We start from the raw sequence: 15,454 nt of genomic DNA, 5'->3' as shown, positions 1-15,454 counted from the left end.
CGACTGCATGGATAAAGCTGTGTGCTGTATTTGAGCAAGCATAGCCGATCTTATGCAGATGGTCTGATTGAGATGGCATAAATTTTGTAAAAGTAGAGCAAATGGGCTTTGCACGATAATGGTGCAAATTAGCTGAAAATATTACAAAACAGAGAAAATCCATCATCAGACTAAATGACGCACAAAAAAAATGAAAAAAATAGCAACGCTAACTTAGACCTGAGTTGAATAAATTTAAACTTCTTTTAAAAGTTTTACTGTTTGAAATATTCGGTTTTACTCATAAGGCAAAGGTAGGTTTTTCTAAGGTTTTCAGTTGCGCAAAACACTTCTAAATTGAACCTTGTTGTGCAGTGTAAAAATTGTCAAAAAAGTCAATTTGGTGTTTAAGTTTTGCTTTTAGCGCTTAAATGTATAGATATGCAATCTTTTAGCGCTAAGTCGGATTTTCCGAATTAAGTGAAATGCGTGTCAGAATGATCAATGCTTAATTCATTTAAATGTGGTCAACTGCAAGCTCAAAGCATCGCTTTTTTTCTTTTAGACACGCCAAATCGAAGTTTCGCTGAATAATTAGACTTATATTCAAGAAGCAAAACTTATCAATTATATCTCGCAACAATATTTTCATGAATCATCAGTTCAAAATATAGGTATTTATTAAATAAATATTGGGTGGTAATTTAAAAATGTTGCATTAGAATCCAAAAATTCAACAAAACTTATCCTGAGGGGAAAGCATCGTTATCGACGATGTTGACTTAAGAAAAACCAGCTTGAGGAACGCTCATGCAGATCGGAATTCCAACCGAAACTGTTGTCGGTGAAAATCGTGTCGCTGCGACGCCAGAAACAGTAAAGAAGTTGATTAGCGCGGGTCATAGCGTAGTCATTGAACGTGGTGCAGGCATCAAAGCCGCTTATATCGACAGCGCTTATGAACAAGTAGGCGCGACCATGACAGATGATGCTTATCGCGGTAGCCAAATGATTTTGAAAGTTCGTGCCCCAAAGGGTGAGGAAATTCAAAAACTTGCACCGAACAGCACTGTGGTGGCGATGTTTGATCCTTACCGTAATACTGAATTAGACCAATTTGCTGCGGCTCAGGTGTCTGCATTTGCTTTAGAGCTTTTGCCACGTACCTTGTCGCGTGCGCAAAATATGGACGTGTTGTCATCACAAGCCAACTTGGCAGGTTATAAATCTGTATTGTTGGCTGCCGCAGAATATCAACGTATGTTCCCAATGTTAATGACGGCAGCGGGTACTGTAAAACCTGCGCGTGTTGTGATCATGGGTGTAGGTGTTGCGGGCTTGCAAGCGATTGCAACGGCGAAGCGTTTAGGTGCTGTAGTAGAAGCAACTGACTTGCGTCCAACGGCAAAAGATCAGGTGGAATCTTTGGGTGGTAAGTGGTTAGACGTACCAATGTCTGAGGAAGAACAACAAAAAGCTGCCGATGCTGCCAAAAATGGTTACGGCTGGATGCCTGGTGAACAATACATTAAAGACCAAGCGGTGATTGTCGATAAAGCGGTTTCTAATGCGGATATCGTGATCACCACTGCGTTATTGCCAGGTCGTGATGCACCGCGCTTAATCAAAGCGGAAACTGTGGCAAAAATGAAGCCAGGTTCTGTGATTTTAGATATGGCGGTTGAAACGGGTGGTAACGTCGAAGGTTCACAATGCGGTGAAACTGTAGTGACTGCTAATGGTGTAAAAATTTTGGGTATTCCAAATATTCCATCGACTGTATCGACAGAGGCATCTGCACTATACGCGCGTAATGTGTTCAATTTTGTTGAAACATTATTTGATAACGACAAGAACTTCGCATTGAATCCAGAAGAAGAAATTCAGAAAGCATTGCTGGTCACTCATAACGGTCAAGTGCTGTTAAAGCGTGGTTAAGGAGAACTCTCATGGTTGAAACAATTACGATTTTTGTCCTTGCCATCTTCGTAGGTTACTACGTGGTGTGGGGGGTAACACCTGCGTTACATACGCCATTAATGGCAGTAACCAATGCACTTTCTTCAATTATTATTGTAGGTGCGATGATTCAAACTGTCGGTCTACCAATTATGGGTGTAGAAGGCAGTGTCGACTTCCAAACCATTAATGTGGTGAGTGTACTTGGTGCGATTGCTGTGTTCTTGGCAAGCATCAATATTTTCGGTGGTTTTGCAGTGACTGCGCGTATGCTGGAAATGTTCAAACCAAAAGCAAAGAAAAAAGAGGGCTAATGCATGGAATTTATTCGTGAATATGCAGACTGGTTCTATTTAATCGGGGCTGTGCTCTTTATCTTAACTTTACGTGGTTTGTCTGGCCCTAAAACTGCGATTGCGGGCAACCGTTATGGCATGATCGCAATGGCGATTGCAGTCTTGACCACATTCTTCGTGGCAGACAATCCTGTTGTGTGGATGATCCTGGCAGCCATGGCAGCAGGTGCAGTGGTGGGTATTGCCCGCGCACGTACGGTGCCAATGACTCAAATGCCTGAAACTGTAGCCTTAATGCACTCTTTAGTTGGTTTGGCTGCGGTTTTAATTGCGATTGCTGCGATTATTCATAACAACAAGTTGATCGAACTGGGTCCAGACTTGTTGACTGCAAATGGCATTACTTTCCATGAAATGAGCAAGGTTCATTTATTTGAACTGTTTGTAGGCTGTTTCGTGGGTGCGATTACCTTTACCGCATCTGTTTTTGCATACGGTAAATTGGCGGCAAAGAAATGGGCAAAAACCATTTCGGGTGCATGGGTAAAACCTGTTCAAGCGTTAATTTTCCTTGCTATGTTAGGTTTCGGGATTCACTTCTTCCTGAGCGGTAACATGACTTCATTCTGGGCAATGACAGGTCTGGCATTGGCATTCGGTTGGGTATGGATTGCACCAGTGGGTGGCGGTGACATGCCAGTTGTGGTGTCATTGTTGAACTCATTCTCAGGTTGGGCAGCAGCAGGTATTGGTTTCACGCTTGAAAATAACATGCTGATTGTTGCAGGCTCATTGGTCGGTTCTTCAGGTGCGATTCTGTCTTACATTATGTGTAAAGCCATGAACCGTTCAATCATCAACGTATTGTTTGGTGGTGCGATGGGCGGTGCAGCTGCACCAACAGCGGCAGCGGGTGCGCAAGTGCAACGTAACTACCGTTCTGGTTCTGCTGATGATGCTGGCTTCTTGATGTCAAATGCAGACAGCGTGGTGATTGTACCTGGTTATGGTATGGCACAAGGTCGTGCCCAGAATGCGGTAAAAGAATTGGCAAACTTGTTGAAAGAGCAAGGTGTAACAGTTCGCTTTGCGATTCACCCAGTGGCAGGTCGTATGCCAGGTCACATGAACGTATTGCTTGCAGAAGCTGATGTACCGTATGAAGATATCTTGGAAATGGACGAAATCAACTCAGATTTCCCTGCTACAGATGTGGTGTTGGTCATTGGTGCGAATGACGTAGTTAACCCTGCGGCAAAAGATGATCCAAACTCGCCAATTTACGGTATGCCAATTCTTGAAGCGCATAAAGCACGTACCATTATGGTCATCAAGCGCTCTATGGCAACAGGTTATGCTGGTCTAGACAACGACTTGTTCTATAACGACAAGACCATGATGATCTTTGGTGATGCCAAGAAAGTGGTGGAAGATATGACTAAAGCGATTAATGGTACAGGTCACTAATTCTCTCAATCATTCGATTCTAAAAAAATCCCTCTTTATTCAAAGGGGGATTTTTTTATGCCTGAAATATTTTCACTTATGTAGCTCATCTTTTGGGTATGTTTGATGAGAGCCGGAATTCGTGCAAATAAATAACTATTAAACAGGTTCGGATTTTATTTTTGTGATTTAAATTTTTGAAAAATAATAAAAATATATTTTTTAAATGCTCAGAAGAATCCGTAATAAATGGCACTGTTCTTGCATTTCTCTGTTTAAAAGGTAGGGGTGTTGCATGAAAATAAATCATTATATTGCGTTGTTCATTGGGGTATTGGCTCTACCTGCTTATGCAGCAGAGCAAGTTGAAATGATTCAAAATATTCAAGAGATTCGTATTTCACTCGATAGTGTGTGGGTGATTATGGGCGGAATTTTGGTGTTCTTTATGCAAGCCGGATTTGCCATGATTGAAAGTGGTTCGGTACGTAGTAAAAACACCGTCAATGTATTAATGAAAAATTATATGGACGCCTGCTTGGGTGGGCTGGTCTTTTGGATTGTGGGTTTTGGTTTGATGTTTGGGGTCAACCAAAGTGGTTGGTTAGGGACATCGCATTTTTTACCGAATCAGCTTGATGATTGGCATTGGAATCTTTTGTTCTTTCAAATGATGTTCGCTGCTACTGCGACCACCATTGCCAGTGGGGCAATGGCTGAACGGATTCGCTTTGTTGCCTATGTGGTGAGTGCGGCGGTGGTCAATGGTTTGATCTATCCGGTCTTTGGCAGTTGGGCGTGGGGGAGCTTATTTGCAGGAGAGGGTTGGCTCAAAGCCATGGGCTTTATTGATTTTGCCGGCTCTACGGTGGTGCATTCGATTGGAGGATGGGTCGCGCTTGCAGGCATTATCGTGCTCGGCCCACGAATTGGACGTTTTGGGCGTCATGGTCAAGTGCATCATTTGCCTGGGCATAACTTGCCCTTAATTGCCTTGGGTGGTTTTATCTTATGGCTTGCGTGGTTTGGCTTTAATGCTGCCTCCACGGTCAATGCCAATGTCAGCATCGGGCGTATTGCCTTAAATACTCACTTAGCAGCATGTTCCGCTGCAGTGGCTTATATGTTATTTGCACTCCTGATGCGTAAAGCGATTCTCATCAAAACCACGATTAATGCATCGCTTGGGGGCTTAGTCGGCATTACTGCGGGTTGTGCGACTATGAGTCCGATGTTCGCTGTACTGACCGGTTTGGTCGCAGGGTTAATGGTCAGCATTTTGCCTGCACTGCTTGAAAAACTCCGAGTGGATGATGTAGTCGATGCAGTCACCGTGCATGGCTTTTGCGGGGCATGGGGCACACTCGCTGCAGGGCTCTTCTTTGAAAGCAATATGTTTAATACCGAGATTATTCTTGTACAAGCCATGGGGGTGTTTGCGGCCTTTGCATGGGGGTTTGGAGTGGCATTTATTGTATTTAAAACCTTGCATGTCGTCTTGGGCGGCTTACGTGTCAGTGCGCAGCATGAGCAGCGTGGTTTAGATTATACCGAGCATGCGGAACTGTCTTATCCAGAATTTCAGCGTGATATTACCTGTGAAACTGATGACATCACCAAACGCCATTAAATGAGGAGGGAATTCAAGATGAATGCAGAAGTCCTGAATGTTGGACAACGTCGTTTAGCCATTCAACGTGCACTCCAACACTATTTTCATGGGGCACGTTTAGATCAGGTGGTAGGCTATTGGGAGCAGGAATACAGTGCAAAACCAGCCTTTGTGCTCAATCGATTTTTAAGTGAAATTTGCACCACAGAAGAGCTTAAGCAAAACCGTAAAGAAATGCTCAAGCAAGTATTATATGAGCTGACCATCATTGAAAAAGATGAGTTATTGCAGACCAATACGAAGGCACAAACCGTCAACGTTTCAGCGCAATATCATGCCTATATCGATTTTGTTGCTGAGGTGCTGCATGCTGTGCTTGAGCAAGATACAGATGACTTTTTTGATACGTTGAAAATGCAATTATTGAGAGATCGTATTTTGCTGAATGACTCCAGTGCGATGTACAACACGACACTTGCGATGATGGATCGTGCACAAGCCAAAGATCATGCCAAGGCCATTACCAGTTTATATCAGGTGCTGTGTGAGTTTTATGGACCACAACGTTCAGATCAAGTATTTGCGCAAGCTCGGCTAATGATTAAAGCGAAATATCCGGAGGCCGATTTGCATCAATTGCTCTAGTCGTATGCAGGCAATAAAAAAGCGACCGTGAGGGTCGCTTTTTTGAATCTTGGGTTTTACGCTACAGAGTCAGTATCTGTAGGATTGCGCCATAAGCTTTCTAGGTCGTAAAATTTACGTGCTGTTGGGAGCATGATGTGAACAACTACCATACCAAGATCGACCAAAATCCATTCTGCATCACGTTCACCTTCAATACCGATTGGGCGAAAGCCTGCTTTGCGCGCTTCTTCAGCAACATTATCGGCAATAGATTTTACGTGGCGAGTTGAAGTGCCGCTAGCAATTACAATGGCATCTGAAACATTACTAATGCTGCTGACATCAAGTTCAACAATTTCTTTGGCTTTTACATCAAGGAGAGCTTCATGTACAACTTTAAGACAGGTTTGTACGTCATGCTTTTGGGTATTCATTGCAAGATCGTGAGAATTAGAAGCGCCGGGCGATGGTTCTAAATTCATGGAGTGTATAATTTCCTAAAATTATTCATCATCTAATATAGCTGTTTTAGCCTGAAATTTCAAATTGGTTTAATTTCAAGCATTTTAAGGCGAGGCAAAATATTTGTCTTTCCATGCAAATGATTGATTTGACGTAAGACTTGGGCGGTATTCTGCAGCGACATAACCTGAATAAGCACTGAGCTGTAACCATTCAAAAATAGCAGCATAGTCTATCTCGCCCGAGCCAGGTTCATGGCGTCCTGGATTGTCAGCAAACTGGATATGACCAATATCCTGTATGTTTTCTTGCAATGCGCTCAGCACATCTTCGCCCATCATCGCCATATGATAACAGTCGTATTGCATTTTAAGAGCAGGATGTTTGACCGCTTCTAGTATCTCTTGAGCTTGCGCAATATTTTGTACTAAAAAACGAGGCATGTCGGTGCCATTAATCATTTCAAATACAGGCTGAATATGATGTTGAGTGAGCATCGAGCAGGCCAGTTTTAGATTTTCAGCCAGTGTGTTTAAGCACGGTAGTAAATCGGCATCGACAGGTTGTTTGCCTGCCAAAATATTAACGCGGGGGACATTTAACGCTGTGGCATAGCGGATAGCCAACTCTAGGGCATGATGAAATTCAATCTCTTGTCCAGGTACGCCCGCCAAACCATTGCCACCTTGCATGAGGTCACCTGCAGGGACATTAATTAAGCACAGGTTAAGCTGGTGGAGTGTGAGTTGGGTTTGAATTTGCTCAATACTTAGCTCATAGGGAAATTGAATTTCAACATGCTGAAAATCATGTTCCCGTGCAAGGGCAAAGCGTTCAATTAACGGCACTTCGGTAAAAATCATCGACAGATTAACCGCCAGTTTAGACATGCAGATGCTCCTTGCAGGCAAAGATTGGATCAGGAATCAAGCCGATTAAGCTTCGACCTGATGGATAATGGTGGCTAAATCTGCTTCTGCAAAACCCTTGGCTTGATGAGCTTGCAGTTGCGAAAGGGCTTTTTCTGCCACAGGAATCTGTAGCTGAAATTGCGCTGCCAGTTGTAAGGCATTGTTTAAATCTTTAGATAGGGTTTGGACTTTCCATTGCACAGGCTCAAAACTGTGGGTTGCCATGCGTGGCGTTAAAATCTGAAATGGTTTCGAGTCGGCAAAACCACCTGCCAAAGCAGGTGCAAGTAAACGGGTGTCTACGCCTGCCTGTCCAGCTAAAGCAACGGCTTCGGCAATTAGGGTACTGTTGGCAGCAACAATCAGTTGGTTACAGATTTTAGTAGCTTGACCTGTGCCTGTTTCGCCCATACGAGTCACACGTTGTGACAGCACATGATAAATCGGGCTTAATTTTTCGATGGTGTTTGCATCCCCCCCTGCAAAAATCACCAAACTGCCTTGTTCGGCTCCCGCAGTGCCTCCCGAAACAGGTGAGTCAATCCATGTGACCTGTTTGAGGCTGGCTTGCTGCGCTAGCTTTTGGGTTTGATCTACAGACAAACTGGAAAAATCGACTATGACTTGTTGAGCAGTCAAAAATGGCTCAATCTGATCAAAAACGGCTTGGACAGCATGATCATCGGCAAGGCAACTCAAGATCACTGGATATTGTCCAATCTCGCTCAATTGTAGTGATTTCGCCCCTAAGCTGAGCACGGGTTCGCAAGCCGCAGGGCTACGATTCCAAACTGCGACCTCAAAACCTGCCTGAACTAAGCGGGTTGCCATGCGTGTCCCCATAAGTCCCATACCTAAAAAAGCGATTTTTGTGTCACGATCAAAATGCATAGCGCTGATTCTCCATTTTTGCCTACAGTACAAGTCTGGCTTGAAATGTCAATTTAGCCTTTGGTCAAAGTCTGTTGTGTCTGAACTGCATTAAAACTGACGCGGTGCAAAGGTCACTTCAGGATTCTTGTCCTTTTTACGTGCCAGTTGGCTATTTTTACCTAGCAATAATTTTAATTGCCAAATTTTTTCTAAACGTAAAGATTTATTGGGAGAATGTTCCATGGCATCCAGCACTTGTTTGGCTGCAGCCAGTGCATCTGGGGAGCGCTGTGCAATTTCTTCGGCAAGAGTTTGTGCCTTTTGCAAAGGTGTTGCATTTAAATGCGTGACCAAGCCAATTTCTTTGGCATAGTTGGCATCAAAAATACGTGCAGTTAAGGTCAGCTCTTTGGCAAGATCTAGGCCAATTAAACCTTTTAAAGAGCGGCTCAGCCCCATATCAGGCACTAAGCCCCAGCGGCTTTCCATAATCGACATTTGCGTGTCAGGATGAGCGATACGAATATCTGCAGCTAAAGCCAATTGCATTCCTGCGCCAAAACAATAACCTTCAATTGCAGCAATTACAGGTACAGGCAATTGTTGCCAAACGAGAAATGCTTTTTGAAACAGGCTTTGCCCAGGCTTAATTAACTCCCAAGCTGCAAATGCACGGTTTTGTGGGTTATTGAGGTCGGCCAAATCAATGCCTGCACTAAATACGTTTGCTTCCCCTGTTAAAATCACACAACGTAAGCTGCGGTCTTTTTTAAGCTTTTCTGCAGTGCGCACCAATTCTTTGAGTAGGGCAAAACTCATGGCATTGCGTTTGTCTGGGCGGTTCAGGGAAACTGTGGCGATGCCATTATTTTTTTCGATTCGAAGTAAAGTCATGATGTGAGCTCTTATTTTTACTGAGCAAAGCATAGCATGCACAGACCCAAGATAAATGACAGCAGAGTCACGGCCAAAACCGTGGGCTCAGCCTGAAAGAATTGATAAAATTATGTGATGTGCTTCGTGAAACTTATATTTTAAAATACCATTTTTATTTGGACGAAATGACATTCATCCTACTTTATCCACTGGAGCGTAAAACCTCGTGGTTCAGCACGAGAATATAAGCGACTAGAGTAAATCATATGAACGACACGAAATGTCGTTTTAAATACTTGTACTATAGTCACTATTAAGAAAAATACTGTTAAAATAATTAGATGAAGACACTCAAATTACGCATAAAAGACAAACATTGCAAGGTGCTAAATCAGTTAGCATCCGAAGTAAATTTTGTCTGGAATTATGTCAATGATTTGTGTTTTAAACATCTTCAAAGAAAACAACAATTCTTTTCAGCATACGACATTGCAAAATACACGAAAGGCACATCGAAAGAATGCAACTTGCACAGTCAAACTATTCAGGCAGTGACAGAAGAATTGGTCACAAGACGCAAGCAGTTCAAAAAAGCAAAACTAAAATGGCGTGTCAGTAATAAAAAATCAGCTAGACGTTCATTGGGTTGGATACCGTTTAAAAAGATTGCAATCAAATATGCTGATGGCTATGTTCAATATGGCAAGCATCAATTTAAACTATGGGATAGTTACAGATTAAGTAAATACAATATCAAAACAGGCTCATTCGTAGAAGATAGTCGTGGACGTTGGTATGTATGTCTTGTAGTTGATGCAGTCAAAATAGAAAAAAACAACGCTAAAACTTCAATCGGCATAGATTTAGGTTTAAAAGATTTAGCGACTTGTTCAGATGGCGTAAAACTTAAAGCCCCTCAAATCTATCGGCAATATGAACAAAAACTTGGTATTGCTCAACGTGCAAAAAATAAGAAACGTGTCAAAGCCATCCATGCCAAGATTAAAAATGTACGACAAAACATGCTGCATCAATTCAGCCGAAAACTGGTGAATGAACATGCAGCCATCTTCGTTGGCAATGTGAATGCCAAAGCATTAGCGCAGACCAAACTAGCCAAGTCTGTGTTAGATGCCAGTTGGACAACACTAAGAACCATGCTCAAGTATAAATGCGAGAACGCAGGGGTATGTTATGAAGAAGTCAATGAAGCCTATACCACCCAAATTTGTTCGTGCTGTGGCTCACGCTCCAGTAGTCCGAAAGGTAGAGCAGGACTTGGAATAAGAGAATGGCAGTGTGTGGAGTGCGGTACGCTCCATGATCGGGATGTAAATTCCGCACTGAATATTCTTGCGCTCGGACATGAGCGTCTAGCAGTAGGAATCTCCGTCCTTTAGGTCGAGGAGGATGTCAACCACTATGAACTCGTTGCTGTATGTTGAGCAAAAATATGTTCTGCTGCATGTTCCACCTGTTGGATACATGCTTTTAACTCCTGATAACGATTGAGTACTTCCTGCACAAACAGATCATCGGCTTTACGGCGTTCTTTACGCAATGTCGAAACAAACTGTTCAAATGAACCTGTTACTTCTTGCAGGTTTGGCGTGCCAACATAACGGGTTGCACCATACAGACGATGCAACACATGCTCGAGTTGCGGGAAATCTTCGAGTTCAATCAGCTGTTCAATTTCATGCAATTCTGTGGCAAAGCTATCTACCAACATTTTCAGCAAATCCACTGCAAGGTCTTCTTTGTTGGCTGCCAACATTAGGCTTTGTTGCCAATTCAACACCTGTGGGTCTAGCGCTTCAATCACAATGGCTTTATCGATTGCAGGTGGTTTATTAAAACTTTGCGTCGTCCAATGGGTTAAAATCTGGATGATTTGTTCAATCTGAATCGGTTTGGTGACATAGTCATCCATACCAACTTTGAGTAATTTTTGCTTTTCATCGGCAAGTGCATGTGCGGTGAGGGCAATAATAGGCAAGCGTTTGTGGTTTTCTAAAGTCGACTCTAATGAACGAATTGCGCGAGTGGTATCTATCCCTGACATCACAGGCATTTGAATATCCATAAAGATCAGGTCAAAGGGTTGCTGCTCCTGTTCAATACGCTGCTGCAAAATCCCCAACGCTTCCTGACCACTTTGCGCTTTGGTAGTGGTCACATTCAGTTCGCCCAACAAGGCTTCAAGTACAATCAGGTTGGGTAGATGGTCATCCACCGCTAAAACGTGCAGGCCTTTACCATCAAATGATGCAGAATCTTGTTCATCAAAACTGTTTTCATTGTTAAGTAAGTCAATTAATGCTGAACGACTGAGCGGTTGATACAAAGCCCGTGCACGATATTCATTTAATAGGCTTGGGTCTAGCGCCATTTGATAGCCATATACCGCCAAGTTGCCTTGATAACGGGTACGAATTTCTTTTAACAAGGCTTCGGTGTCGCCGCTATGGTCAACAATCAACCAAGTGTTGTCTTGCAGGTCGGATACATCTTTTAAGCGGCTAAATAAATCTAGAATTGAAGCGGCTTCAATATGTCGCACCGCATAATTTTCAAGATAATGACGCAAGATATTGGCTGTGGCAGGGTGCGCCAAATAGGACACTACCTGAATTTCTTTAAAAGTTGGATGCTGCTGAGCATGCGCTTCATCTACCGTAAACAAGGCAGTAAACCAGAAGGTCGAGCCTTTTTCGGTTGGGGCACGTTCCTGATTGTCTTCAAAGCCAATTTGACCTTGCATTAAATGAACCAATTGTTTGGAAATGGCCAAACCTAACCCTGTACCACCAAATTGACGCGTAACCGAAGTATCACCCTGAGAGAACGACTCAAACAGTTTTTTACGGTCTGTGCCGCTTAAACCAATGCCGCTATCCTGTACGCTAAAGTGAATCAGGCATTGTCCAATATCGTCATGTTCCACGCGCGCACGTACAATAATTTCACCATCGGGTGTGAATTTAATCGCATTGGAAATCAGGTTGGTTAAAATTTGTTTAAAGCGTAAAGCATCACCCAACACATGCTGTGGTACGTTGTCGGCAAAGTAAAAAGCCATGTTGATGTGCTTTTGCGCGGCCAACGGCGAGAGCATATCCATCACATCAAAAATGGCTTCTTCTAAATCAAAAGGCGCAGTATCCAGTTCCAGTTTACCGGCATCAATTTTGGAAAAATCCAAGACATCATTAATTAAAGCCAAAAGGTGTGCAGACGACTTACGAATGGTTTGTAAATACAAATTTTGCTCATTACTCAGGTTTTCCTGACGCAATAACAGGTGAATAAAACCATCTATACTGTTCAGCGGGGTTCTGAGTTCGTGACTGATATTGGCCAAAAATACCGATTTGGATTGGTTGGCAGAAATCGCTTGGTCACGTGCCTGACGATAAGTGATGTTCTGTACTTCCAAAGTATCGAGGGTGCGACGCAAGTCATCTTCGGTTTGTTCGGTATGTTCTTTGAGTTCTAAAAAGCTGAAATGCAGGCGTTTTACCACATTGACAATATCCCGCTGCAATAAGCGTAATTCGCCAGTGCTGTTAATGACCATGTGTTGATCGAGTGTATCGGCATTTAGTCGTTGTAGTTGCATGCGAATTTCATACATGGGTGCAATCCAGCGACGTGAATAGAAGTTCAGACACAGCAATAACAGCAATAAAGTCAGTAAGCCTGTGGCAATTAATACAATCATGACCCGATAACGGGCTATTTGTAGCGGTTGATTGTCTAGTTCAATCAGCAACCATGCAGGTCGGTTGATGTCTTGCTGAATTTGCATGCCATACACATGATTGTTTTTATATTGAATTGGGCCAAAAAAATCGGCATTTTTAGGAAATTTGGGCCATTCGTCTTGATCTTGAAAGCCCATGCTTAAACGCCGTGTACCCGAAGCATCAATCAGTGCAGTACGAACCAAATGCTTTTCGTTCATCATATTTTGCATATAAGAACGAGCTTCTTCGTACTTCCACGGAAAGCTAGCCAGTTGATGCAAAGCTGCTTCAGATGGCAACTCAAAACGGGTCAAAATCGCAATTGCCATTTGTCGCTGCTGTGCTTTTGCGGCATTCGAGGTTTCGGATAAAACCAGCATTGTACCGACGCATGCCAAAATCATAATTGGCACAAAAATAAGTGCAATCAGCTGTCCATAAGCATGATTTAAATGTAAGCGCTTAAATAACTTTTTATTGATATTTGCCATGGTTGACGCAGTTCAATCCCTATGTTTGGCAGTTTAGCATGCTTTATTTCTGCTGACTGTGTTTTCATCTGCTTCTGTGCTAGTGATGCCAATTTTCATGGATGCGTAGGCCAATTATAGAAGTTAAGTCGTGTGGATTTAAACGCTATTTGATGTGGATGAAGCAATAAAAAATAAGTCAAAGCAATGAGGGGCCGCAACGATGTAAAGGAATGCATAAATTCTCGGCAGACTCTTGTCGATTTGAGAAAAAGCCAGTGAAAAACGTGCAGGAAGGTGCATTATTTCATACAATAAGCCCACCTTAATATTGGTACAGAGCATGCGTGATACCCAACCAGATTTCCAAAGTGATGAGTTTTTATTAGACCATTATGTGGGCAAAACCCCATTGGTGCGTTTGCAGCGTTTGGCTCAGCATACGCAGGCAACGGTTTTGGCAAAACTGGAAGGAAATAACCCTGCGGGTTCGGTCAAAGACCGTCCTGCCTATAACATGATTATGCAGGCAGAAAAACGCGGTGAAATTCGACCTGGCGATACTTTAATTGAAGCAACCAGTGGTAACACAGGCATTGCTTTGGCAATGGTAGCAGCCATGCGTGGTTATAAAATGCAGCTGATCATGCCTGATAATATGAGTCAGGAGCGTAAAGATGCTATGCGGGCTTATGGGGCAGAACTGATTGAAGTGACCAAAGCCCAAGGCATGGAAGGTGCACGTGATTTGGCTTTGCAAATGCAACGTGAAGGCAAAGGCTTGGTGCTGAATCAATTTGGTAATCCTGACAATGTGCAGGCACACTATCTGACTACAGGCCCTGAAATTTGGCAGCAAACGGGTGGAAAAATCACTCACTTTGTCAGCTCTATGGGTACCACAGGCACTATTATGGGCGTGTCTAAATATTTAAAAGAACAAAATCCAGATATTCAAATTATTGGTTTACAGCCTTCTGACGGTTCAAGCATTGCAGGTATCCGTCGCTGGCCTGAAGCCTATTTACCGACTATTTTTGACCGTAGCCGTGTTGATCGTATTATTGATATTCCGCAAATTGAAGCTGAAAAAACCATGCGCAGACTGGCACAAAAAGAAGGCATCAGTGCGGGAACATCTTCAGGTGGTGCGGTTTGGGCGGCATTAAAAATTGCTGAAGAAAATCCAGATGCAGTCATCGTGTGCATTATTTGTGACCGTGGTGACCGTTATTTATCGACAGGGTTATTCTCTGTTCAAGACCCTGAATAGCCGAAAAGCATTCATTTCTTTGTAGCTGACTGAGTGAAATCGTATGCGTTTACCTGTGCTGATTTTCGATATTGAAACCGTTACCGATTTGAAGTCAGGCGCGCATTTATATCAGCTGAATTTACCTGAGGCTGAGCTTGAACAGGCGTTGATGAAACTGCGTCGGCAAGAAGCGGGCACCGATTTTCAGCGTCTGCCTTTGCATGAAATAGTCTGCATTTCAGGCTTGTGGATTGATGAACACGGCATGAAACTGTTTTCATTTAGCCGAGAACAAGACAGTGAAGCAGCAATGCTGAAAAAGTTTTTGTCTATTTTTGATAAGCGTCATCCAACTTTGGTCAGTTGGAACGGTTCGCAGTTTGATTTGCCAGTGATTTTATTCCGTGCCATGTATCATGGGCTGTCTGCACCAAGTTTATTTGATCAGGGTGAGATTGATCAGCAAAAGCGCTATAACAATTATCAAAACCGTTACCATCAGCGTCATGTCGATTTAATGGATGTGATGGCCATGTTTAATGGTCGTCATTTTCAAAAGTTGGATGACATTGCCTATTTGTTAGGTTTTCCAGGTAAACGCGTAGATGCGGGCTATCATGTTCCTGCATTTATGCAAAGCGGTGAATGGTCGAGGCTGACGCGTTATTGTGAAGGCGATGTCTTAAATACTTGGCTCATTTACCTGCGTTGGCTGCTGCTCAAAGGGCAATTACTGCTTGAAGAGCATACTCAATGGGTACAGCACACCATTCATTATTTGCATACCCAGCCGCAGCATGCAGACTTTTTAAGCGTGTGGCAGCACAGTTCGCAGCAAACTGAATTTACCCGTACAGATTTTCCTGAAAAAAGTGTCAGCACGTCTTCAAATGAACCCGTGATGCCTTTTCAATCTTCCCCATCTTCCGATATTTAGAC

Annotated in this window: 13 protein-coding genes; 8 read left to right on the top strand and 5 right to left on the bottom strand. The window is 43.1% G+C overall.

Annotation, left to right across the window (positions count from 1 at the left end):
* The first annotated feature begins 789 nt into the window (after nt 1–789).
* The 5 genes from K1T76_RS11045 to K1T76_RS11025 all read left to right on the top strand — a co-directional run bounded on the left by K1T76_RS11045 (nt 790) and on the right by K1T76_RS11025 (nt 5,937).
* Nucleotides 790–1,917, top strand: a complete 1,128-nt coding sequence (locus tag K1T76_RS11045) for a Re/Si-specific NAD(P)(+) transhydrogenase subunit alpha (RefSeq protein WP_019836710.1) — start codon at nt 790–792, stop codon at nt 1,915–1,917.
* An 11-nt stretch (nt 1,918–1,928) separates the two neighbouring features.
* Nucleotides 1,929–2,252: a proton-translocating transhydrogenase family protein gene (locus K1T76_RS11040; protein WP_004974924.1), complete on the top strand. Its 324-nt coding sequence runs from the start codon at nt 1,929–1,931 to the stop codon at nt 2,250–2,252.
* A gap of 3 nt (nt 2,253–2,255) precedes the next feature.
* Nucleotides 2,256–3,701, top strand: coding sequence for an NAD(P)(+) transhydrogenase (Re/Si-specific) subunit beta (locus K1T76_RS11035; RefSeq protein ID WP_019836711.1), 1,446 nt, complete (start codon nt 2,256–2,258; stop codon nt 3,699–3,701).
* A gap of 349 nt (nt 3,702–4,050) precedes the next feature.
* A complete protein-coding gene (locus K1T76_RS11030; protein ID WP_374706586.1) occupies nt 4,051–5,310 on the top strand; it encodes an ammonium transporter in 1,260 nt (419 codons plus the stop codon).
* An 18-nt stretch (nt 5,311–5,328) separates the two neighbouring features.
* On the top strand, nt 5,329–5,937 hold the full coding sequence (locus K1T76_RS11025) for a hypothetical protein (protein WP_019836713.1): 609 nt from the start codon (nt 5,329–5,331) through the stop codon (nt 5,935–5,937).
* Nucleotides 5,938–5,993: 56 nt separating this feature from the next.
* Here K1T76_RS11025 and rsfS read toward each other — a convergent pair whose 3' ends face one another.
* From rsfS to K1T76_RS11005, 4 genes are all read right to left on the bottom strand, one after another.
* A complete protein-coding gene (rsfS, locus tag K1T76_RS11020) occupies nt 5,994–6,401 on the bottom strand; it encodes a ribosome silencing factor (protein ID WP_019836714.1) in 408 nt (135 codons plus the stop codon).
* An 84-nt stretch (nt 6,402–6,485) separates the two neighbouring features.
* Nucleotides 6,486–7,271: a hydroxypyruvate isomerase family protein gene (locus K1T76_RS11015; RefSeq protein WP_019836715.1), complete on the bottom strand. Its 786-nt coding sequence runs from the start codon at nt 7,269–7,271 to the stop codon at nt 6,486–6,488.
* A gap of 45 nt (nt 7,272–7,316) precedes the next feature.
* Entirely contained in the window at nt 7,317–8,183 is an 867-nt protein-coding gene (locus tag K1T76_RS11010; RefSeq protein ID WP_019836716.1) for an NAD(P)-dependent oxidoreductase, read from the bottom strand.
* A 90-nt stretch (nt 8,184–8,273) separates the two neighbouring features.
* Entirely contained in the window at nt 8,274–9,059 is a 786-nt protein-coding gene (locus K1T76_RS11005) for a crotonase/enoyl-CoA hydratase family protein (protein WP_019836717.1), read from the bottom strand.
* A 323-nt stretch (nt 9,060–9,382) separates the two neighbouring features.
* Between K1T76_RS11005 and K1T76_RS11000 the strand changes: the two genes are divergently transcribed.
* Nucleotides 9,383–10,441: an RNA-guided endonuclease InsQ/TnpB family protein gene (locus K1T76_RS11000; protein ID WP_230245378.1), complete on the top strand. Its 1,059-nt coding sequence runs from the start codon at nt 9,383–9,385 to the stop codon at nt 10,439–10,441.
* Nucleotides 10,442–10,461: 20 nt separating this feature from the next.
* On the opposite strand, the gene K1T76_RS10995 is transcribed toward K1T76_RS11000, so the two are convergent.
* Nucleotides 10,462–13,281: a GacS-like sensor histidine kinase gene (locus K1T76_RS10995; protein WP_230245377.1), complete on the bottom strand. Its 2,820-nt coding sequence runs from the start codon at nt 13,279–13,281 to the stop codon at nt 10,462–10,464.
* Nucleotides 13,282–13,603: 322 nt separating this feature from the next.
* On the opposite strand from K1T76_RS10995, the gene cysM reads away from it, so the two are divergent.
* Both cysM and K1T76_RS10985 read left to right on the top strand, forming a co-directional pair.
* Complete coding sequence (gene cysM, locus K1T76_RS10990) at nt 13,604–14,533, top strand: cysteine synthase CysM (RefSeq protein WP_019836386.1); 930 nt, start codon at nt 13,604–13,606, stop codon at nt 14,531–14,533.
* 43 nt (nt 14,534–14,576) lie between these two features.
* Complete coding sequence (locus tag K1T76_RS10985; RefSeq protein ID WP_230245376.1) at nt 14,577–15,452, top strand: 3'-5' exonuclease; 876 nt, start codon at nt 14,577–14,579, stop codon at nt 15,450–15,452.
* Nucleotides 15,453–15,454 lie beyond the last annotated feature (2 nt).

Source organism: Acinetobacter sp. PW68 (assembly GCF_020982655.1).
GTDB lineage: Bacteria > Pseudomonadota > Gammaproteobacteria > Pseudomonadales > Moraxellaceae > Acinetobacter > Acinetobacter towneri_A.
This window is presented reverse-complemented; position numbering and strand designations above follow the sequence as displayed.

Bases quoted from the DNA above. Each gene is read 5' to 3' on its own strand.
- K1T76_RS11045 (WP_019836710.1), top strand. From the start codon at position 790: ATGCAGATCGGAATTCCAACCGAAACTGTTGTCGGTGAAAATCGTGTC.
- K1T76_RS11040 (WP_004974924.1), top strand. From the start codon at position 1,929: ATGGTTGAAACAATTACGATTTTTGTCCTTGCCATCTTCGTAGGTTAC.
- K1T76_RS11035 (WP_019836711.1), top strand. From the start codon at position 2,256: ATGGAATTTATTCGTGAATATGCAGACTGGTTCTATTTAATCGGGGCT.
- K1T76_RS11030 (WP_374706586.1), top strand. From the start codon at position 4,051: ATGATTCAAAATATTCAAGAGATTCGTATTTCACTCGATAGTGTGTGG.
- K1T76_RS11025 (WP_019836713.1), top strand. From the start codon at position 5,329: ATGAATGCAGAAGTCCTGAATGTTGGACAACGTCGTTTAGCCATTCAA.
- rsfS (WP_019836714.1), bottom strand. From the start codon at position 6,401: ATGAATTTAGAACCATCGCCCGGCGCTTCTAATTCTCACGATCTTGCA.
- K1T76_RS11015 (WP_019836715.1), bottom strand. From the start codon at position 7,271: ATGTCTAAACTGGCGGTTAATCTGTCGATGATTTTTACCGAAGTGCCG.
- K1T76_RS11010 (WP_019836716.1), bottom strand. From the start codon at position 8,183: ATGCATTTTGATCGTGACACAAAAATCGCTTTTTTAGGTATGGGACTT.
- K1T76_RS11005 (WP_019836717.1), bottom strand. From the start codon at position 9,059: ATGACTTTACTTCGAATCGAAAAAAATAATGGCATCGCCACAGTTTCC.
- K1T76_RS11000 (WP_230245378.1), top strand. From the start codon at position 9,383: ATGAAGACACTCAAATTACGCATAAAAGACAAACATTGCAAGGTGCTA.
- K1T76_RS10995 (WP_230245377.1), bottom strand. From the start codon at position 13,281: ATGGCAAATATCAATAAAAAGTTATTTAAGCGCTTACATTTAAATCAT.
- cysM (WP_019836386.1), top strand. From the start codon at position 13,604: ATGCGTGATACCCAACCAGATTTCCAAAGTGATGAGTTTTTATTAGAC.
- K1T76_RS10985 (WP_230245376.1), top strand. From the start codon at position 14,577: ATGCGTTTACCTGTGCTGATTTTCGATATTGAAACCGTTACCGATTTG.